Annotated in this window: 17 protein-coding genes and 1 pseudogene; 8 read left to right on the top strand and 10 right to left on the bottom strand. The window is 68.8% G+C overall.

Features of this window, described 5'->3' with window-relative positions:
• The first annotated feature begins 304 nt into the window (after window positions 1–304).
• A complete protein-coding gene (locus ACFY1E_RS47255; protein WP_389088653.1) occupies window positions 305–1,111 on the top strand; it encodes a class I SAM-dependent methyltransferase in 807 nt (268 codons plus the stop codon).
• A gap of 517 nt (window positions 1,112–1,628) precedes the next feature.
• Here ACFY1E_RS47255 and ACFY1E_RS47250 read toward each other — a convergent pair.
• The 3 genes from ACFY1E_RS47250 to ACFY1E_RS47240 form a co-directional block, all read right to left on the bottom strand.
• Window positions 1,629–2,282 (bottom strand): class I SAM-dependent methyltransferase, encoded by a 654-nt coding sequence (locus ACFY1E_RS47250; RefSeq protein WP_389088650.1) that lies wholly within the window; start codon window positions 2,280–2,282, stop codon window positions 1,629–1,631.
• A 154-nt stretch (window positions 2,283–2,436) separates the two neighbouring features.
• Window positions 2,437–3,990, bottom strand: a complete 1,554-nt coding sequence (locus ACFY1E_RS47245) for an HD domain-containing phosphohydrolase (protein ID WP_389088648.1) — start codon at window positions 3,988–3,990, stop codon at window positions 2,437–2,439.
• Between the two features lie 10 nt (window positions 3,991–4,000).
• Entirely contained in the window at window positions 4,001–4,681 is a 681-nt protein-coding gene (locus tag ACFY1E_RS47240; RefSeq protein ID WP_389088645.1) for a hypothetical protein, read from the bottom strand.
• 139 nt (window positions 4,682–4,820) lie between these two features.
• On the opposite strand from ACFY1E_RS47240, the gene ACFY1E_RS47235 reads away from it, so the two are divergent.
• Entirely contained in the window at window positions 4,821–5,645 is an 825-nt protein-coding gene (locus tag ACFY1E_RS47235) for a hypothetical protein (protein ID WP_389088643.1), read from the top strand.
• 109 nt (window positions 5,646–5,754) lie between these two features.
• A complete protein-coding gene (locus ACFY1E_RS47230; RefSeq protein ID WP_389088641.1) occupies window positions 5,755–6,153 on the top strand; it encodes a hypothetical protein in 399 nt (132 codons plus the stop codon).
• A 151-nt stretch (window positions 6,154–6,304) separates the two neighbouring features.
• Here the strand turns inward: ACFY1E_RS47230 and ACFY1E_RS47225 are convergent, their stop codons facing one another.
• Window positions 6,305–7,042, bottom strand: a complete 738-nt coding sequence (locus ACFY1E_RS47225) for a TetR/AcrR family transcriptional regulator (protein WP_389088638.1) — start codon at window positions 7,040–7,042, stop codon at window positions 6,305–6,307.
• A gap of 154 nt (window positions 7,043–7,196) precedes the next feature.
• Between ACFY1E_RS47225 and ACFY1E_RS47220 the strand changes: the two genes are divergently transcribed.
• Window positions 7,197–8,279, top strand: coding sequence for an alpha/beta fold hydrolase (locus ACFY1E_RS47220; RefSeq protein ID WP_389088636.1), 1,083 nt, complete (start codon window positions 7,197–7,199; stop codon window positions 8,277–8,279).
• Between the two features lie 1,515 nt (window positions 8,280–9,794).
• On the opposite strand, the gene ACFY1E_RS47215 is transcribed toward ACFY1E_RS47220, so the two are convergent.
• Window positions 9,795–10,538 carry a polysaccharide deacetylase family protein gene (locus ACFY1E_RS47215; RefSeq protein WP_389088633.1) on the bottom strand — a complete coding sequence of 248 codons (744 nt, stop codon included), beginning with the start codon at window positions 10,536–10,538 and terminating at the stop codon, window positions 9,795–9,797.
• 551 nt (window positions 10,539–11,089) lie between these two features.
• Between ACFY1E_RS47215 and ACFY1E_RS47210 the strand changes: the two genes are divergently transcribed.
• The 3 genes from ACFY1E_RS47210 (at window position 11,090) to lspA (ending at window position 14,623) form a co-directional block, all read left to right on the top strand.
• Window positions 11,090–12,703 carry an alpha/beta hydrolase gene (locus tag ACFY1E_RS47210; protein WP_389088631.1) on the top strand — a complete coding sequence of 538 codons (1,614 nt, stop codon included), beginning with the start codon at window positions 11,090–11,092 and terminating at the stop codon, window positions 12,701–12,703.
• 269 nt (window positions 12,704–12,972) lie between these two features.
• A complete protein-coding gene (locus ACFY1E_RS47205) occupies window positions 12,973–13,824 on the top strand; it encodes a methyltransferase domain-containing protein (RefSeq protein WP_389088629.1) in 852 nt (283 codons plus the stop codon).
• 211 nt (window positions 13,825–14,035) lie between these two features.
• The gene (gene lspA, locus ACFY1E_RS47200) at window positions 14,036–14,623 is read left to right on the top strand and encodes a signal peptidase II (protein WP_389088627.1); all 588 of its coding nucleotides are present in this window, start codon (window positions 14,036–14,038) and stop codon (window positions 14,621–14,623) included.
• 205 nt (window positions 14,624–14,828) lie between these two features.
• On the opposite strand, the pseudogene ACFY1E_RS47195 reads toward lspA, so the two are convergent.
• The 3 genes and pseudogenes from ACFY1E_RS47195 to ACFY1E_RS47185 form a co-directional block, all read right to left on the bottom strand.
• Window positions 14,829–14,930: pseudogene (locus tag ACFY1E_RS47195) on the bottom strand (IS5/IS1182 family transposase); the annotation flags it as partial.
• Between the two features lie 150 nt (window positions 14,931–15,080).
• Window positions 15,081–15,536: a transposase gene (locus ACFY1E_RS47190; protein ID WP_389088625.1), complete on the bottom strand. Its 456-nt coding sequence runs from the start codon at window positions 15,534–15,536 to the stop codon at window positions 15,081–15,083.
• A 234-nt stretch (window positions 15,537–15,770) separates the two neighbouring features.
• Window positions 15,771–16,367: an MBL fold metallo-hydrolase gene (locus ACFY1E_RS47185; protein WP_389088623.1), complete on the bottom strand. Its 597-nt coding sequence runs from the start codon at window positions 16,365–16,367 to the stop codon at window positions 15,771–15,773.
• A gap of 266 nt (window positions 16,368–16,633) precedes the next feature.
• Between ACFY1E_RS47185 and ACFY1E_RS47180 the strand changes: the two genes are divergently transcribed.
• Window positions 16,634–16,990 carry a hypothetical protein gene (locus tag ACFY1E_RS47180; RefSeq protein WP_389088620.1) on the top strand — a complete coding sequence of 119 codons (357 nt, stop codon included), beginning with the start codon at window positions 16,634–16,636 and terminating at the stop codon, window positions 16,988–16,990.
• Here the strand turns inward: ACFY1E_RS47180 and ACFY1E_RS47175 are convergent.
• Both ACFY1E_RS47175 and ACFY1E_RS47170 read right to left on the bottom strand, forming a co-directional pair.
• Window positions 16,987–17,874 (bottom strand): RCC1 domain-containing protein, encoded by an 888-nt coding sequence (locus ACFY1E_RS47175; RefSeq protein ID WP_389088617.1) that lies wholly within the window; start codon window positions 17,872–17,874, stop codon window positions 16,987–16,989. The genes ACFY1E_RS47180 and ACFY1E_RS47175 overlap by 4 nt on opposite strands.
• A 430-nt stretch (window positions 17,875–18,304) precedes the next feature.
• Window positions 18,305–19,900 (bottom strand): MFS transporter, encoded by a 1,596-nt coding sequence (locus ACFY1E_RS47170; RefSeq protein WP_389088615.1) that lies wholly within the window; start codon window positions 19,898–19,900, stop codon window positions 18,305–18,307.
• Between the last annotated feature and the right edge of the window lie 3 nt (window positions 19,901–19,903).

The following is a 19,903-nucleotide window of genomic DNA, read 5'->3' as shown; positions in this document are numbered from 1 at the left end:
ATACCGAAAATCCTCGGCGCACCGAGTCGGCTCCGGAACCCCAACTCTTTGGGGTGTCCCGGCGCCCGTCTCTGGTTGCGCGGCGCCGCCCGACCCTGGGGCGAGCGCCCCAAACACTTTCAATACCGCCCACGGATCACTCCGCAGGACCAGCCTGGGCTCCGGGCCGATCCGGCCGGAGCCCCCGGCCGTGAGCTGAACCCTGGTGCCGCGCCAGAGAACGTTTGCCCCGCCGACTTGTCAGGCCGGGCCGGCTCCAGGGCGGCGCGGCGGGGCAGAGGTCTGCGGGTGCGCCACTACCGTCATGAGGGTGACGGGAATCAATGCCGACCAGCGGTGGTCCGAGTCCATGCCAGCGGCCTATGAGCAGTACCTCGTGCCCGTGGTCTTCCGGCCCTTCGCCGAGGACCTGACCGCGAGGGCAGCGGCACTCAGCCCTCGGCGCATCCTCGAACTGGCCGCGGGAACAGGCGTGTTGACATCGAACCTACTCGCCGCGGCACCGTCGGCCGCGCTGACGGCCACCGACCTCAACGCGACCATGGTCGCCTTCGGGTCGGCCCGAGCCCCGGGTGCGGAGTGGCGGCAGGCCGACGCGCAGCGGCTGCCGTTCCCGGACGGAGGCTTCGACCTGGTGGTCTGCCAGTTCGGCGTGATGTTCTTTCCCGACAGGGTTGCGGCCTTCACCGAGGTGAGGCGGGTGCTGGCCTCGGGCGGCCGGTTCTTGTTCAACACCTGGGGCCCGCTCGGGACGCACGGCTTCGAAGTCGCGCTGCAGGCAGGGCTGGAGCGGGCCTTTCCGGGCGACCCACCACGGTTCTTCCCGACGGTTCCGCACGGCTACGCCGACCCCGCCGTCGTGGTCGCCGATCTGACGGCCGTCGGGTTCGCCGTCGAGGAGGAGCAGGAGCTGACGCTTCAGGGCCGGGCCGCGTCGACCGCCGACCTTGCCACCGGCTACCTCACCGGGACACCGGTGCGCGCCGCCGTCGAGGAGCGCGGCAACGGATCAGCCGTCCGGGCCACCGTCATCGAGGAGATGACAGCCCGTCTGGGCCCAGGGCCGGTCACCGCCCCGATGATGGCGTACGTCTTCCGCGCCGCGGCCTGAACGCAGGACGCGCCCCGTTCGAGGATGGGCGTGAGTCGATCGACGCGGCGTATCGCGGGGCGCCCGGTGCTCATCAAGCAACGTCTACACCCGGACTGCTCGTCACACGACGGAGAACGGTGTCCGATGCGCGAGTAGGGGTCTGTGTGCGGTTGCGATCAAGCAGTGTGACTGCGCGCCCGAGTCGACCAACTGAGTGCTTCACCTGGCCGCGCTCGCTCTCAGTTCCGCGCAGGTCGTGTGCTGGGCGCGCACCGTCGTCGATGAGTTCCTTGCTTCGCTGTGACACCACCGCACCGACGCCTGCGCCCACGGCGACGACGACGCCCCCTACGAGACCGGGGAGCAGGCGGGCGAACCAGGAGATCGCCGATACGCCGACAGCGACCGTGACGAGTAACCACCAGCCCGTGTTGCTGGACCCCCATCTCCGCATAAGACCCAATGAGAGCACTCGCAAGAGGCGCGAGTCCATAACACGAAAAGCCGCGCCGCCCCCCCTGAGCCGCACGGCCCGTCAGCCGCCCGCGGCCTTCTCCGGCACGGCCGTGGCCGAGTCGCGTCCGGACGGGGTCGCCGCCGGGAGCCTGGCGCTGCCCAGCACGGCCGGGCCGACGAAGGACGGACTCGCGGGAAAGACCTGGCGCTCGACGTGGTCGACGACGAATCCGGCCGCCCGGATCGAGTCGAGCGTCGGACGGTTGCACTCGCAGCAGACCACCAGCCGGTTGAGCCAGTTCATCCGGTCCTGGTGGCGGGCCACCTTCGGGTCCTCCGAGCGCATGTGCTCCAGGAAGAGCAGCCGCCCGCCGGGGCGCAGCACCCGGGCGAGCTGTCGCAGCGCCCGCTGCTGGTCGCTCACCCCGCAGAGCACTAGCGTGGACACGACGACGTCGAAGCTGTCGTCCTCGAACGGTAGGTCCTCGGCCGGCGCCCGCAGGACCGTGGTGCGCGGAGCCCGCTCCGCGACGTGCCGCTCCAGCCGACGGACCATCGCCGGCTCGGGCTCGGTGACCGTCAGCGACTCGACGCCCTCGCCGTAGAGGGCGAGGTTGGCCCCGGTGCCGCCGCCGATCTCGAGCACCCGGCCGTCGGCCTCGGCGATCACCCGGCGGCGCAGGTCGGTCAGGCCCTGCCGCTCGGCCTTGGCCATCATCCGGTCGTAGGTCACCGCGAATAGTGTGCTTCTGATGCCCATGACTGCCTCGATTCACGGTCCGACGTTCTGCCTCGACGCTAGGCCCATGCCGTGCCCTGCACATGGGGCGGATGCCTCATCTTCGGCGCCGTCGTCCGCGTCGTCGTTCCCGGAGCCGGCCCCGCTCTCAGAGCAGACCGTTCTGCACCGCGAAGAGGCAGGCCGAGGCCCGGGTCGAGGTCCCGATCTTGGCGTAGATGTGCTCGATGTGGTTGCGCGCGGTCTTGGGCGAGATCACCAGTCGTGCGGCGATCTCCTTACTGCTGCAGCCACGGGCCAGCAGCCGCAGCACGTCGATCTCGCGGGTGGTCAGGCCCGCGGGCCCGGCGCCGCGCCGCGGCGTGCGGTGCCCCGCGGCCGCGAGCACCGCGGCGACCGCCTCGCCGTCCATGCGTCCGGCGGCGACCTCGGCGTGCAGCTGCGCGGCGGCCTCCGCCGCCTGGAGCGCCGCCCGGTGCGGGCGCGGCTCGATCATCGACTGGTACGCGTCCGCGACGCCCAGGATCCGGCTCGGCCAGGAGATCGCGCCGCCCGCGAGCCCGCGCGGGTAGCCGGAGCCGTCCAGCCGCTCGCGGTACTGCACGGCGACCTCGCCCAGGGGGGCGAGCGCCGGGGACTGCCGGAGCATCCGCTCCGTCAGATAGGGCTGCAGCCGTACCCGTTCCCACTCCCCCGCGCCCAGCGGTCCCGGTTTGTCCCAGATCGCGTTGGAGACGCCGAGGCGGCCCAGGCCGTGCACCAGGCCGGCCCGGCGCAGCGTCGTCACCTCGGCCGGATCCATCCGCAGCCCGAGCGCCGCCGCCTCGGCCAGCGCCGCCACGGCACGGCCGTGGCCCAGCGTGTACGGGGACTTCAGATCCACGAAGTCGGCGACCGCGAGCAGCGCCGCGTCGAACTCCTCCTCGCCGAGCCGCACGCCGAGCGCGGGCTCGGCCCCGATCACCGCCTCCCAGGTACGGGCCGTGTCCAGTCCGCCCACGATCTCCTCGGGCTCCCGGCAGAACTCGGCCGCGAGTCCGGGATCGAACTGCGTCCCCGCCCGACGCCTGGCCAGCGCCGTGGCCGCGCCGGTCCCGCCGAGACGCTGTGCCACCTCGACGTACTCGGACAGCTGAGCGAGCCGGGAGGGCAGCGGCACGGCCTCGCCCTTGAGCTCTCCCGGCCAGCCGCGTCCGTCCCACTGCTCGTACGAACAGGCCACCGCCTCCTGCACGGCGTCCGGCAGACCGAGCCGCAGGGCGAGCTCGCGGGCCAGCGCCGAGTGCGAGCTGATCATCCCGTTCATATCGCGGAACCCGCCGAGCGTGAACTCCAGGCCGACCCGGAACCGGTGCAGTGGCGGATTGCCCGATCCGATCAACCGCAGCGTCGCCGCCGCACCCGCCAGACTGCGCTGCTCGTGGGCGTACTTGCCGGCCTTCAGCGTGATGTCGTCGCCGAACCACTTCGCCTGCTCGTGCGCGTCCGAGTGGCAGCCGACGTTGACCAGCAACGCGGTGTAGTAGACGACCATCCGGGTGTCGTCGTCCAGGCCGAGCCGCTCGGCCAGTCGCAACGCGATCAGGCACTGGCGCAGCACGTGCTCCATCGGCTGGCCGAAGCCCAGGTCCACGCCCAGGGAGAGCGCGGCCACCAGCTCCGCCAGACGCACCCCCGCTCCGCTCTCCGCGCGGCTCGTCACCGTCACCACGCTACGCCCCCACACGCCCTGATCTCGATCTGTGGAGGTGTTCCCCTTCGTCGGACGCGGCCCGCTGCTGGCGGAGCTTGACGACGCGCTGGCGGCCGCGGGTCGGGCGCAGCGGGCTGGTGCTGCCGCCAGGGCCGGCCAGGGCAGCAAGACCCGGTTCGCCGACCAGACCGTGGTGCGCGCTCCCGGCTTCCGCTCCGTCTGGGCCTCGAGCGCAGCCGACCAGGCCCTTGGCGGCTGGGCTCAGGTGGTCCGGGCGCTCGCGGCCCTGGATGGGGAGGGCTGCCACCGGGTGTCGCCCCCGCCGACGCTGCGCGCGCTGCTGGCCGGGCGGGCACCCGCGGGATCCCGCTCCCGCGATCCCGGCGCCGCCCGGCTGTGGCTGGCTGGCGAAGTGATGGCGCCCCTGGGAAGAGAGTCGAGGCGTCGATGCGTTCGGCGGCTTCGGCCAGCGCCGGATGCCAGCCCGGCGCACCACGTCACGACGCTCTTCGGCGCACGCCTTCCACAGGTCCGGTACCCGGTGGACGAACGGGCTGCCGGGCAGGACGCCCAGATTGACCACGATGTACGGGTCGACCGGATCGACGGGGTCGGTGCGGGCGCCCGGCGCCAGTTCGGCGACCGCCTCGGTGATGGGACGGCGGGGGTGGAAGGCACTGTTGCGGGACGAGGCGGTCATGGTGATGTCGTGTCCGTCCCGAACCCGCAGAGCGCCGTGAAGCGCAGGCCCAAGCAGATCCAGCACCGCCCCGACCTGATCGACGCCTGCCTCGCCGCCACCGAACTCATCCCGGACGGGTGAGCGGTACCTTTCCGCCATGTGCATCTCGACAGGTGAGGCCGCGTTCTCCGGCACGATCGTGTACTGCGGAAGGCAGCACCACCCGGTGCATGGCCTGATCCACGTCCTCGGGTACCAGAACACCGCCGTCAATCTGGCGGACGGACCGAACGCCATGCTGCTGCACCTGCCCACCAGGCAGCTCACGCCCAGGCACTTCCTCTCCACTGGCCGCACCGGTGACGTCCTGCGCCGCATGGTCGCCGCTGTCGAACCCGTCGCCGCCGGAGCCGACGACATCGCGTGGATGAGCGCGGAACCGCAGCCCGTCCAGGTCTTCGACCACGACGTCTACACGGTGCTCCTGGCCACCGACCCCACCGCAGTGCTCACCGCGCTGCGGCAAGTGCCGCTACACCGCCGCCCGGACCTCGACCCGGACCTCCTGGGCTTCTACGCCGACCACTTTCCTGACCACACCATCGCCGTGTGCTGCTTCGACAACGCCGACACGCAACGCGCCAAGCCCTTGCTGCTGTGGTACCCGCCCCACGACCCCGACCAGTTGACCGTGCCGGCCCTGGACAGCCACACGGGAGCGGCCCCGGACCTCGACGCCGCCGTGCCCGTGGACCACTGGGTCCTGCTCTCCACCGACCAAGCCCCTGGCGGGTGGGGCGAACCCGTCGACTACCCCAGGAACATGCGCCACAGTCTGCGCTCCTTCCTTCCCGCCGCCGTTGTGGGCAGGTACTACGGCGAAGGGCAGACCCTGCTCAACGGAGACTTCACTATCAACCACCGGAACCTTCTCGCTGGCGACCTTGACCGCATCGAACGCCTGCAACCGACTCGCCGCTGACAAGGCAGGACGACGTGAGTGAGCGGCCCCCGTACGACGGACCGGGGCAGGGCCGCGGTTCTACGATGCGCGACCGGCTTCCTATGCAAAGGACCGTCGCTGCATCGCCATGGCCGAGGCCCTCGTCCCGTTGCTACGCCGTGCCTGTCCGGAGGGTGGTAGCGGCTTCGGCGGCTCGTACCAGGTAAATCTGGACGACGAGGAGGCTGTCGGCCTGGGCGGAGTGGAACTGATCAGGGCCGCGATGCGCAAAGCGGCCCGTCAGCTCGGTTGGAAGGTCACCACGATCGGGTGGATCGGCACCCGCTTCGGCACGATGGTTGCCGTCCAGGACACCCGGGACATCCCCGAGGAGTATCGGCCGGTGGTCGACGCGGCGATGCACGAGCTCATGAGTGCCGCGATAGCCAAGGTGTCGGGCGAGCTGGGCGAGGTGCCTGTCCAGCACGGCTCGGTCGCCCTGATGACGCAGGAGTTCCGCGCGGCTGTTGCCGCGGCGGACACCTGACCCGACAGGGTCCGCTGGCCTCGGGTGGGGCTACGGTTCCTCGTCCAGATCCGTCGCGGCGCGCGGTACCTGGGGTCGGACCATCCGGGCGACCTCGGTTTCGCACGGTTGGTAGGTACGTCCGGCGACATCTGGGCGGCAGCGATGGCGGCTATGTGCGCGGGGCGGACTCCACGAGCCCTTGAATGCCGTCGAGTACGCAGGTGAGGCCGAAGGTGAGGGGGTCTCTGCCTGTGGGGGTGAACGCTCCTTCGGCGATGGCGCGGGTCAGAGCGGGGAACCGGGCAGCGTGCAGGGCGAGTTGCTGCGTGGTGAGACGGTCCCACTCCTTGTCGCCATCCTCGGTGGAGTCGAGTGACTCCTGAGTGAGGTTACGGACCAGGCTCAGGACGAGGATCGCGGCGTCGTGACGCTGTCGGGCGGTGAGCCCGGACGGTTCCAGGGCGGCGAGAGCCGTGTCCAGCCAGGCCACTTGGTACGGGCCCATGGCGTGTCGCCGTAGGCCCGTCGCGGTCAGGATCCAGGGGTGGGCGCGGTAGATGTCCCAGCAGGCCCGGGCCCAGGCTTCGAGGCGCGTGCGCCAGTTGCCCGGGACCTGGTCGAGATCGGGCGGGTCGCTGAGGACCGTGTCGACCATCAGGTCGACGAGGTCGGCTTTGCCGGGTACGTAGCGGTAGAGGGCCATCGTGGTGAGTCCGAGCATCTCGGCGACTCGCTGCATGGAGAGGGCGTCGAGTCCTTCGGCGTCGGCGATCTCGATGCCGCGGCGGGCCACTTCGGCGGGCGTGAACTTCGGCTTCGGTCCACGACGCGGACGGCTGTCGGCCTCACCCCACAACAGCGCGAGGCTGGCGCTCGGGTCCCGGTTGCTCTCCTTGTTCGCCGGCACGTATTCGGCTCCTTTCCGCAGGTGATGGCCGTCTGCGGATCTCAGCGCCATCAAGGGTGTTGCCACCCGCCCCATTAACTGTGTATAAGATACACAACAAATAACCGTGTAGAACGTACACAGTTACTGAGTTCGACCGATTCCGGAGGTTTCCATGCTCGGCACCGTTCTCACCGTCACCGCCGGCGCCACCGTCGCCGCCCCTGTCGCCGGTCTCCTCGCACGCCGTGCGATCGTCCGCTCAGGCAACGCCGACCGGCTGCGCATCAACAGCAACCACGGCATCGACGAGCAGTCCTACGTCACGATCGGCGGACTCGATCACTGGCTCTCCATCCGTGGCGAGGATCGCGCCAACCCGGTCGTGGTCGAACTGCACGGCGGCCCGGGCTCGTCCAACTCGATCCTGGCGGGCCTCTCGCGCGACTGGGAGCGGCACGTCACCCTGGTGCGCTGGGACATGCGGGGTACCGGAAAGACCCTGCGTCGCTCCGGCGCCGGCAGCCAGGGCGACCTGACCTTCGACCAACTCGTTCGGGACGCCGTGGACGTGGTGGAGCACGTACGCGAGCGTCTGGGAGTGCGGCGGGTCGTCCTGATGGGCTGCTCCTTCGGCAGCGCCATAGCGATGCGCATTGCGCGCAGCCGCCCCGATCTGGTCGCTGCGTACGTCGGCGCCGACCAGAAGATCTTCGATGGCGGCCGGGACACCTCCGACTACTACGCCACGCTGGACCGGCTGGAGCGGGCGGGCAAGAAGAAGGAACTGGTCACGGTACGCGAGATGGGGCCGGACCAACGGGCCTGGAGTGCAGAGCAGTTCAGCAACTTCAGCCGCTTCGCCTCCGCCAGCGACCCTCATACGTTTGCCGCGATGAAGTCCGTGGTGATGAAGTCGCTGTGGTACTCGCCACTGCACTCGCTGCGCGAGATCATCACCTTCTTCAAGAGCTTCATGGTCTCCGCCCCCGTACTGCCGAGCACCGCCTTCCTTGACGACTGGGCGGACGGCACCCGGTTCGAGATCCCGTTCTTCGTCGTCCAAGGCGCCTGCGACCTGGTGAACACACCCGCTCGTGCCCGCACCTTCTTCGATGACGTCCAGGCACCGGTCAAGGAAATCACCCTCATCGAGGACACCGGACACTTCGCCGTCTACAAACGGCCCGAAATTTTCCTCGACTTCCTCTTGACCCGCGTCCTACCTGCCCTCCCCGGCATCCGGCAGCAAGCGTGACTCAGAGCCTGCCGGGTGTAAGGCCCCGCAGAACTGTCGCTGGAGGATCGAATCCGGCGGGCCTGCTGATCACGGCGCTGGCTGTCAGCCCCTCGGCCGGAGGGCCTGGCCCGCCGCCCGGGCAACCAGCCCCGGCGAGAGCTGTGGGCGGTGGGCCGCGGGCGGTGGGCGGTGGGCGGTGGGCGGTGCGAGCTCGTAGCATCGTCCGTCGCGCAGCAAGGCCCACAGGACGTGACGCGGCGGCCGGCGAGTGCGAGTACGGCTTGGGTGTGGGCTTGCCCTGCCGGAGCCACGAATTCATGTGCGCAAGTAGGTACGGAGCCACGGCCGTAAGGCACATCCGTGGACGTTCCCCTCAGAGGCGAAAGTCGCCGGACGGTCCCGGCGTGCCTGATGCGTCGTCTACTCACGGGTGCGGCTAACGTGAGCATGCCCGGATCCGGTGCGCTTGCCAGGCTGTTTTCAGTTCGGACCGCTTCTGCGGCCCGGCACATGGGTTGACTCCCCCGGCGCCTTTACGTACTGCGGCGATCATCCAGGTCCTGGTGTGGATTCCAAGAGGCAGCTGACAGGTGCTGACGGTCGGTGCCCGACAGGCCCCGCGAAGCGGCGAACAACTCACCACATGAAGCGGACGAACTACCGGTCCGGCGCGACTTGGTCGTCGGCGCCACCGCAAGCCTGCCCACCACTGCGTCGACACTGGCAGCAGGAGCCGGCATGACGGCCCTCTCGCGAACTCTCCGTTTCCTCGCGTCCCAACTGCGTCCCAACTCTCCTGCCCAGATCTTGGCCGAGCCCTCTGCTGAACCTTGCCAGGTCGTGAGCCGACTCATCAGTGCAGGTCACTGATGTACCAACGACGACCTGCAGAACCACCGAACGCGCGAGCAGCGGATTAAGCCCGTTGGGTCAAAGTCCTGAATCCGAACACCTGCAGAGACGTTTCCGCAGGTCAGAGACCTGCTTGGTGGGGCGGGTGGGACTCGAACCCACGGCCGACGGATTCTTTGGCCCGTGATCAGGGCACGGATCCGGCGCGGTGGTATCAGGTGGTCCGGGGGGTGCGAACCACTGGTGCGAGCAGTCATCTTCAGCCCCCATCACGGCAGTTGACTCCTACCACCGGCCTACGAGGGCCCAGCCACACCCCACCAGCACCAACTGCCCTACTGGCCCAGAACCTTACGGGCCGTCCGTTCCTGGCTCACCCCCGCCATCACCCTCCGCCGGTGGTGGCAAGCCTGGACGGACAAGGACCCGCCCTCTGAGCTCCAGGCCCTGATCGACGCGGTTGCCATCGGACACGGTCTTGATCTCTACTGCCGGATTTAACGAACTACCGTTAGGCCTCTTGCCTGGGGTGGGCCGGTCACGGGTACGGAAAGGGGCAGTCGCTCGGCGTGCGGTGCTCTTGCTCGACTTGGCCTGTGGGCGGTGCGTCGCTCCGCAGACCGTGGAGGTGTCCAGGAAGACCTCGTCGGGTCCCAGGTGTGTCGGATTGAAGCCGCTGCGTCAGCTTGCGGGAAGGCTGAACCTGTAGCCCTGACGCGTCATCCAGGGGAGCAGTTCACGCAGGGCCGCCACGGTCTGGCTGCGGTTGCCGCCGCCGTCGTGCATGAGGACGATGCCGCCGGGGCGCAGTTCCCGTTTCACGGTGGCGACGATCGAGGCGACACCGGGGCGCGACCAGTCACGGGGGTCGACGGTCCAGCCCAGCGGGCGTAGACCGTCCTGCACGGCTATCCGGCGGTTTTCGGGGCTGAAGTCGCCGCCGGGGGCACGGAACCAACTGATCCGGGTGCCCGGCCCGCCGGCCTTGCTGATCATTTCCTTGGCCGCTGTGATCTCGTGGACCTGCGTGGCGTGCGGGAGGGTACGCATCGGCTGGGGGTGGTCAACGGTGTGGTCGCACAGACGGTGGCCGTCGGCGAGGATGCGCTTGACCAGGGCGGGGTTCGCGGCGGCCCGGTTGCCTATCTGGCAGAACGTCGCCTGTACGTGGTACTGGGCGAGCAGCTTCAGGACCTGACCGGTGAACGGTCCCGGGCCGTCGTCGAAGGTGAGTGCCACGGTCCGGCCGTACGTCGCCGCACTGTGGGCGATCGAAGCGCTCGGTGCGCCGACAGGGACGGCCTGCGCACCGGCGCCGGTTGCGGCGCCTGCGCTCGTACCGGCACCGGCCAGTGCGAACGAGACAGCCACCGCGCAGCCGAGGGCCGCACGGCGCAGCAGACGGACGGAACGGGAGTTCTGCATTCTGTTTTTGCTCCTGGGGCTGGCCATCTCAGTACGACACGGACGAACGGACCCCCACGACGATGACCGAATGCCTGACCAAAGCAAAGGATTCACCCGCATTTGCAGCCTTTGTCACAAAGCAGCCGATAGTGACCCTCATCACTGCGGCCGAGCCCGCCGCCACCCCGGCTCACTCCCCGTACGGTGCGGAAGCAGCGAGGTTGAGGCGCAGGGACGGGTAGAGCCCGCGGATGGCCAAGGAGGAATCGTGTTGCTTGGCCCGTTCGTCGGTGCTGATGTCCGGGGCGAAGGAGCACACCCACAGCCACGGTGGCGGGGCCGGTCGGCGGCCAGCGCGACCGGCGACGTGTCTTCCAGCGTGCGCTGTGCAGCCAGGCGGCGTACAAGGCCGCCACCAGCACCGCTCCCGGTGCAGCGCGGGGTGGTGCTGGCACCACCCGCAAGACGGGCATCAGCATGATCGACCGATCGTCGTCCGGGCCCGAACATCGACTCAGACGCCGCGCGCCCCAGCACGGCGGTGAGGGGGTTCGGTGTCCAGGTTCTCCATGTCCAGGTTCTCGAGGTTCACGTCTTCGGTGTGCGCGTTCCGCAGCGTGCAGTGGCCTGCGGCCGCGGTATCGGGTGTGATGGCCGCGGCCGTCGCGGCGACGGTGGCGCCGGCCGCGGCACAGGTCACGCCTCAGGCCGGGCCGGTCGGCGGGCCGCCGTCCGCTGCGGCCCGCTACGCCGGCCAGCAGCTCGACTGGCAGCCGTGCGCCCAGGCACCGACGCTGGAGTGCGCGGCGATGACCGTGCCCCGCGACTGGCATCACCCAGGCATCGGCACTGACCTCACCATCGAGGTGTCCCGGCACCGCGCCGAGGCTCCCGCCAGGCGGCGCGGGGTGCTGATGATGGCCGCCGGCGGACCGGGCGCCTCGGGGCTGAGCCGGCCCGCGGGGTTCGTCAAGGCTTCACCCGCGGTCGGCGCCGCGTATGACGTGGTCAGCTTCGACCAGCGCGGCGTCGGCAGCAGTTCGCACGCCACGTGTCAGACCGACGCCGAGTTCCAGGGCTTCTACGCCGGCGATTTCCGCGACCGCTCCCCCGCCGCGCTCCAGGGCGTCGTTAACCGCTCCCGGCAGTTCGCGAAGGACTGCCAGGAGCGCAGCGGCGATCTGGTCAAGTACCTCAATACGGATCAGGCCGTGCACGACTTGGACCTGTTCCGTGCCCTGCTCGGAGTGCAGCGGATCACGTACTACGGCCCCTCGTACGCCACCTGGCTCGGGGCGTACTACGCGACGCAGTTCCCGCAGCACGTCGAGCGCGCCGTGCTGGACAGCAACCTGGCGTTCGACGGGACCTGGCAACAGGCCGAACTCGGTCAGCCGATGAGCTTCCAGCGCCGCTTCGAACAGGACTTCCTGCCCTGGATCGCGACGTACGACTCCGTCTACCACTACGGGAGCACGGCTGCCGAGGCGAAGACCAGGTGGGAGGCTCGCCGCGCCTCGCTGCACGATCACCCGATCACCATCGGCTCGCTGACGGTCGGTCCCAACCAACTGGACAACCTCACCCTCCAGGCGCTCTACAACGCCGATCAGGGGTGGCGCCCGCTGGCCTCCGTCCTCGTCGCACTGGACCACTGGGACACAACGACAGCAGCGGAACGTCAGCTGGTCCGGAAGGCGTTCTCCAACTACCTCTCCCCCGGTTTCAACGCCACATACTTCCCCGTCACCTGCAACGACACACCGTGGAACCGCGACCTTGGATACTGGCTGCGGCAGAGCGCCAACGACACGCAGAAGTACCCCCTGGTCGGCGCGCGCGAGCTGGCCTATGCAGCGACATGCGTGTACTGGCCGAAGTCACAGGCCCCGCACACCAAAGTCACCGGCAAGGGACTGCCGCCGACCCTCATGCTCAACTCCGTGCATGCCCCGGCCACGTACTATGAGGGCGCGCTGCGGGCGCACAAGGCCTTGAAGGGCTCGCGCCTGGTCACCGTCACCGGCGGCGGCGACCACGGCCAGTACCAGAACGGCAACACGTGCGTGGACTCGGTCGTCGACGCCTATCTACTCAAGGGGACGATCCCAGCACACGACACGATGTGCCCCTCCAAGCCCCTTCCGATGCCGATGAGTTCACCTGACGGTCGCGCAGGATGATCTAGGACGTGTCCCTCAACTTCGTTGGGGCATGAGGGGTTTCGCGGATCTCGTAGACTCCATGACGTGGCATTCATGAGCACCCCGCACTGCTGCTTCCTGTGATCGGAAGACATTGAGGGCGATGCCGGACGGCGTCGCCCTCCTTGGTGTGCCTGCTGCATGAACCACGCGCCCCACGCTGCCCGTCTCTTCCGGAGGCAGTGAGGCTCCGAGCACGCGCAGGCACGGTCTCTTCCCTTTCCCTTCACTGTTGCCAGGAGTGCCTCGTGCCCGTGTCGCTTCCCCCTGCCCTCGAACTCTCCCTCGGCCTGTTGCGCTGCCCAACATGCCGCACGCGCCATCTGCACCCCGGCCGCGGCGCACTGCGCTGCCCGGTGGGCCACACCTTCGACATCGCCCGCCACGGCTACGCCGGCCTGCTGACCGGCACCCGCGCCACCAGCGGCGACGACGCGGCCATGGTCCGAGCCCGGAACCGGTTCCTGTCCACCGGTACCTACGCGCCCATCCGCAACGTCGGGGCCCGCCTGGCAGCCGACGCCGCCGCTGAGCAGGCCACGGTTGTAGACGTGGGGTGCGGCACGGGTTACTACCTGGCCGGCGTACTCGACCGGCTGCCCGGCGCCCGTGGGCTGGGTCTGGACACCTCGGTGCGTGCACTGCGCTCGGCAGCCCGTGCCCACGACCGAGCTGCGGCGGTGGCCTGGGACGTCTTCCGTCCCTTCCCCCTCGCCGACGGGTTGGCCGATGTCGTGCTGGACGTGTTCGCCCCGCGCAACCCGGCCGAGTTCCACCGCGTGCTCCGCCCCACCGGCCGATTGATCGTGGTCCGTCCTACCCAGCGGCATCTGGCCGAGCTGCGCGACCGGTTGCCTGCAATGGTCACGATCGACCCGGCCAAGGAACAGCGCCTGCACCGGGCACTGGACCCATACTTCGAGGGCACCGTCACCGAACAAGTGGAGTACACCGCACCCTTGACCAGGCTGGATGCCCTGGATCTGGTGACGATGACACCGAGCGCACGCCACGTGAGCCGTGCAAACCTGAACGATGACGGCCTCCTGCCTGATGAGGTCACCGTCTCCGTTCTGGCCACCGCCTACCAGCCTCGGTGACCACGAGCAGGCGCATACGCCTGCTGACCGACGAGCAGTGGGCGCGCCTGGCGCCCGGCCTTCCCCGCAACGCAGGGAAGGCCGGGCGCTCGGCACCATGGACGACACACCTATCACCGGAACATCCACCACCCCGGCCGCCCTGGTCGTCCCCACCGCGTCCCCTCGCGGGCTCTTGTAATGTGGTGTTGTCCAGGGCGGCTCGGCATCCATGGAGCAGATCATTACTACCCACCATGCTTCGCGATACCAGCCCGAGACAGCGACGCGTGCTGTCGGCAAGCGCACACTGGCTCTGACCGCTCTGCTGACGGCAGCCGTTCTCACCTACGCCTTGGATCTTGGCAGCAAGATTGTGGCTGTCTCACGGTTGGAAGGTCATGAGCCCGTTGCCATAGCGGGCCGCGTGCTCACGCTTCAGGTGTTCCGTAACTCGGGTGCGGCCTTCAGCTCGGGCCAGGCTTTCACTGCTGTGTTCACGGCGATTGCGGTCGCGGTTGTCGTGGTCATCGCGCGTGCCGCGCGTAGGCTTCAGAGCTTTCCGTGGGCTGTCGCCCTGGGCCTGCTGCTTGGGGGCGCGCTCGGCAATCTGACTGACCGGATCTTCCGGGCGCCCGCGGTCTTTCGCGGGCACGTCGTCGACTTCATCTCCGTAGAGCACTTCGCGGTGTTCAACCTCGCCGATTCGGGCATTGTCTGCGGCGGTGCCCTGATGGTCCTCATGTCGATCCGGGGCACTTCCCTGGACGGCTCAGCCCCGCAAAATCGACAGGGCCGGAGCATTCTCTCCCTGCGGTGAGATGCCCCAGAACCGAGAGCTCGACCGCCGCGCAGCGCGGGCCTCGGTATCACCTGCGCCTGCACGCATGTAGACAGAAAATCCTCGACCGTTTCGCTTGCCCGAGGCAGAGGCACCATGACGAAACGATCTCCCACCCCCACCGGCGACTTCTGGATACACGGACCCTGCGGACAGTGCTCTTCTCATAAAGCGCCATCACCATCCGGCCAGGTAGCAGGATCCAGCGAGCCAACCGCTGACAGTTGGTGGAGTACCGGTCGTTCTTCGACTGCTCGGCGACGCTGTGGTCGCGGGTGGGGACCAGGTGGGGTCGGCCGGGGCGCCCTCCCGACGTTTCCGTCGGTGGGTTTCCCCGAGCCGCCTCCCGCGTGTCGGCGGTCTTTGAAAGTGGGTTCTGGATCACTTTCAGTGCCGGGGCCACAGACGGTCACCACAAGCGCGATCATGAACGGCCTCACGCCGCGAGGAGGACCCGCTTGCGGAGCAGGTCGAAGTTGGCGCGGCCGAACATCTGCCGCTTGACCATCTTGATCTTGTTGTTGTGTCCCTCGACAGCCCCGGAGCTGTAGCGGAGGCTGAGCCCGGCGACGACGGCGTCGAGGTCCTTACCGATGCCGTTGACGAAGCCGTTGACAAAGCTGTGCAGGGCGGCCACGTCGTCAGCCTGCACGCCATCCATCCACTGACCGAGGTCCTGGCCCCGACGGTCGTTCATCAACTCGGCGAAGGCGCGGACGGGTTCGGCGGTGCGGCCGAGGGCGGGGCAGCGGGCGAGAATCTGCTTGAACTGCTGGGCCTGGTCGTCGTCGAGACGGTCGGGGTGGGGGGTGATCCAGCTGGTCACGTCGCGCACGGACGGCGCTTTGCGGGGCGGATCGTCGTGCGGGAAGGCTTCGCGGAGCCGTTGCACGTACCTCTTCACCACGCTCTCGCCGCCGGGATAGCCGCACGCACGTCGGCAACCTGCCCCGCTACTGCTCCACCCGATGCAGAGCGCGCCCATCCCTCAAACGCGAGGTCACAGAGCCCTGCCGGATCTGCTGACACTCATGAAGATCCAGTTCGGTCAACGCTACCGGCTCTGTTCCACCGCTTGCCGCAGAGTGGCCTACATCGAACGTCAGCGCCCACCGCCGAGGTCATTTCAGATCGATTCGCCGGGCTGCAGATACCGATAGCGGCTGTCGGTCTCCTGGGTGAGCCAGCCGTTGACACTGCTGAGGCCGCGATCGTTGATTTGGGCATCGTGTATCGCGAACGCCCGCTGCGGTTTGACCGCCTTGACGAAGTCGATCGCCTCCGCCATCTTCATCCACGATCCCTGGACCGGCACCAGGAGCGTCTCAATCGACTGCTCGGGGACATGCAGCGCGTCACCTGGGTGATAGACCGCTTCGTCGATGATGTAGCCGAGGTTCGCGCAGTCCGGCTGGCCGCCGTAGATGAACGCGTGACGCTCGCCGACCGCTCGTACCCGGAAGCCGGCAGCGTTGAACTCCGCATCGGAGGCAACCCCGGTGACCTCCAGCCGTGGAATATCCGCTTCGGCTGGGGCGTAGACCTGCACGCCGAGCCCAGCCAGGCGAAGGACATCGACATGATCGGCGTGTTCGTGCGTCACCAGTACAGCGTCCGCGCCGGTCAGAGCAGCCGGCTCACTCCACGTCCCGGGATCGATGACCAGAACCCGGCCATCATGTTCAAGGCGTACACATGCGTGGGTGTATTTCGTGATCCGCATGGCGTCCAAACGTACGTCGGCCGCACCACTCCTCGCCCGGCTTCGCGTCCTTCGGAAGCGGTCCGCGATGCACCTGCGCCATGGGGCTGCCGCCCAGCGCGGGATCACACCCCACAGTTCCGCTGTCGTAGCGGAACTCCCCACCGACCAGGCAGAGAACAGTCCTCGCCAGGCCACAGCAGACCACCAGGTCGCCGTTCACCCAGCGTGGACCGGGGCCGTGGGCGCGCGTGTTCCGCGCCCCGGAGCGCTCCACGCGGCGCGGCGTGCAGCGGTGCACCCTGGCGTGGAACGCGCTGGACGCGCAAGAGCGGGACAAGAAGGACGACCCGCAGCTGCCGTCCATGCACCCAGCCGACCTCGCCCGGTACCTGGGCACATACGCGCAGCGGGTGATGACGCCGCGTGGCACCACGTCGACCACCGGCCTCGAGCCGATGACCGCGCTGCGCCCGCCGACCCGCGCGGAGAAGAACGAGGCCACCGGCGACATCGAGCAGGCCCTCAACCCCGACGCCCCGACAGCCGTGTACGAGCACGCGGAGTGCAAGGTCCCGGACGAGCACGCGGAGTGCAAGGTCCCGGACAAGCACCCGCTCCATGGGAGCGGCCCGCAGACCTAGGGAAGGCGGACTCCGGACCAGCCGCCGACCTCGCACTGCCCGTCGGCATTGTTCCCCGTGGCCATGACTGTGCCGTTGGTGCACAGGCCGAGGGTGTGCGTTGAACCGGCCGCCACGGCGACAATGTCGCGCCACTCGCCGACTTCGCACTGCCCGTAGCTGTTGTCTCCCGCCGCGAGGACCCGCCCGGACGCAGTGACCCCGACGGTGTGGTAGCTGCCCGCGTCGAGCGCCACCACGCCGTCCCACTCATCGACCTCGCACGCCCCGGTTGCCCGGTCGCCGGTCGCTACTGCCCGCCCGTCAGCTCTGAGGCCGACGGTATGCAGATACCCGGCCGAAATGGCGGCCAGGTCACGCCACCCTTCCACGGCACACTGCCCTCGCCGGTTGTTCCCCGCGGCCAGTGCAGAACCGTCCGACCGGACGCCGACCGAGTGCCAGTCACCACACGAGACGACGACCATCTCGCGCCAGGACTGCACATCGCACTGCCCCTCCGCACCCCGGCCAACCGCCAGCACCCGGCCACTGGCGAGCAGCCCGAGCGTGCGGCGCCAGCCTGCAGCCACGGCCGTGACGCCTCGCCATCCGGCGACATCACACTGCCCGTCACCATTCCACCCCGTTGCCAGCACCGTGCCGTCCGACCGGAGTCCCACCGTATGAGACCTGCCCGTGTTCGTCGCGGCATGGACGCTGCCGGCTGCCACCGCGACGACGTCTTCCCACCCCTCGACACGACATTCACCGGCTGCGGTATTGCCCACGGCGAGAACGGTTCCGTCCCAGCGCCGCCCGACCGAATGACGCCTCCCGGCCGCCAGCACCGACGGGTCGGCAAGCACGTGCGCCTCCTTGTGCTCGGCGCGAATCCGCGACATCGGATGCCACCTTACTCGGGACTGAAATCAGAGCGCGGTCCTCAGCCGCCGCCAGCAGATGACGGCACAACCGCATGTGAGGAAGGCCCGATAAACGTCGTCGCGGACCTCCCAGCGCAAGCGCAGGAAGCGGAACCAGTGCAAAAGTGCGATGACGCCATCCACGACCCAGCGCTGTACACCCAGTCCGAGCCATGTCCGCTGCCGCGTCGGGCGATGCGCGGCTCGGCGTCGCCGCCGAGGTTGAGCGAGGCCCAGTTCGCGCAGCTGAAGGCGGAGTTGGCCAAGGGGCCCGGTCGGGCACAGCTGGCCGGATCAGCGGTGGACTCAGGCGTAGTCGTGTGCGGCGGCGAGTGCGATGTCCAGATCGACGCGCTGCTCCGCCGGTGCCCGGACCTGCCCGTTGGACCTTGCCGCGCGGTTCTCCGCGTCAGGGCCGGCGGGAGTGGGATGACGACTCCGACTGCGGGGCGCCTCCGCGCTGTTGCGCAGAGACTCGGTACAGCTCCTGGGAGGTGGTGATCAGTTCCTGCCGCTCCTCACGCGATCCAACCATCGGCTGCGAGCCGTTGAGCGGGACCTGTGCGGTCTCCGGCAGGAACTTCACCGTCACCAGGCCGATCACCCCGGCCAACATCAGGTAGTAGGCGGGCATCATGTCGTCGCCGGTGACGTTGATCAGGGCTTCGGTGACGAGTGGGGTGGTGCCTCCGAACGCCGCGACCGCGATGTTGAAACCGATGCCCATCGCGGCGTACCGGATGGCCGTTGGGAAGAGCGCCGGCAAGGTGGCGGCACTCGGCGCCGCAAAGCAGGCGAGCAGCGTGGAGAGGATCAGCACGCCAAAGATCGGCGGCCACGTCCCGGACGCCTTGATCAGCAGGAAGGACGGCACAGCGAGCACGATCATCGCGGCCGCCGAGACCCCGTAGACGGGACGCCTGCCGATCCGATCGCTGAGGCGGCCGATGAAGGTGATCAGCACGACGATCCACACCATGCCGGTCAGGACCAGCACGTCAGCCGAACTGCTGGAGCGGTTCAACGTCTCCGTCTGATACGTCGGCAGGAAACCGGTGACCATGTAGTTCGTGACGTTGTACAGGAGCACCAGCCCCATGCAGATCAGCAGCGGGCGCCAGTACTTCGTAACGATGGATTTGAGCTCGCTGCCCGCCGACTTCTGGGCCACGCTCTTCTCGTGCTCATCCAGCTGCTGCTGGAAGGCCGGCGACTCCTCCAGCTTGAGCCGCATGTAGAGGCCGATCACGCCCAGCGGTCCCGCGATCAGGAACGGCAGCCGCCAGCCCCATGCCAGCATCTGGTCGTCGGTGAGCGCCAGGTTCAGCACGGTCACCAGTGCGGAGCCGAGTGCGTAGCCCACGAAGGTGCCGAAGTCCAGCCAGCTGGAAAGGAATCCGCGGCGCCGGTCCGGTGAGTACTCGGCCACGAACGTGGTGGCGCCGCCGTACTCGCCTCCGGTGGAGAAGCCCTGCACCATCCGGGCGACGAGCAGCAGGATCGGCGCGGCGATGCCAATCGTCGCGTAGCTGGGGATGAGACCGATGGCGAAGGTGCCGACCGCCATCATGATCATGGTGGTGGCCAGTACCTTCTGCCGGCCCAGGCGGTCACCCAGAGGGCCGAAGACCAGACCGCCGAGGGGCCGCACGACGAACGCGGCCGCGAACGTGGCGAACGACGAGACGACCTGCGCGCCCGAAGAGGCTCCCGGGAAGAAAACCTTGCCGATGGTGGCGGCCAGGTAGCTGTAGACGCCGAAGTCGAACCACTCCATGCAATTGCCGAGCGCCGAGGCGCCGACCGCGCGGCGCAGCAGCGGCGGCTCGACGACCTGTACGTCGTCAGTCCGGAAGGCGCACTTCTTGCGCCGCAGCCGGCGCATGAGCTCCTCGCGCACCTGCCGAGGCAGTTCCGTGACCGCCTTCGACACCTGCGCCGGCCTCGGATCGGACCCTCCGTCGGACACGGCACCGGCCACGTTTCCATCCTCTCTCCACCGCATGCA

Origin of the sequence: Streptomyces sp. NPDC001604, from assembly GCF_042893475.1 — a bacterium.
Taxonomy (GTDB): Bacteria; Actinomycetota; Actinomycetes; order Streptomycetales; family Streptomycetaceae; genus Streptomyces.
The sequence above is the reverse complement of the archived record's forward strand: the minus strand, read 5'-3'. Positions and strand labels throughout refer to the sequence as shown.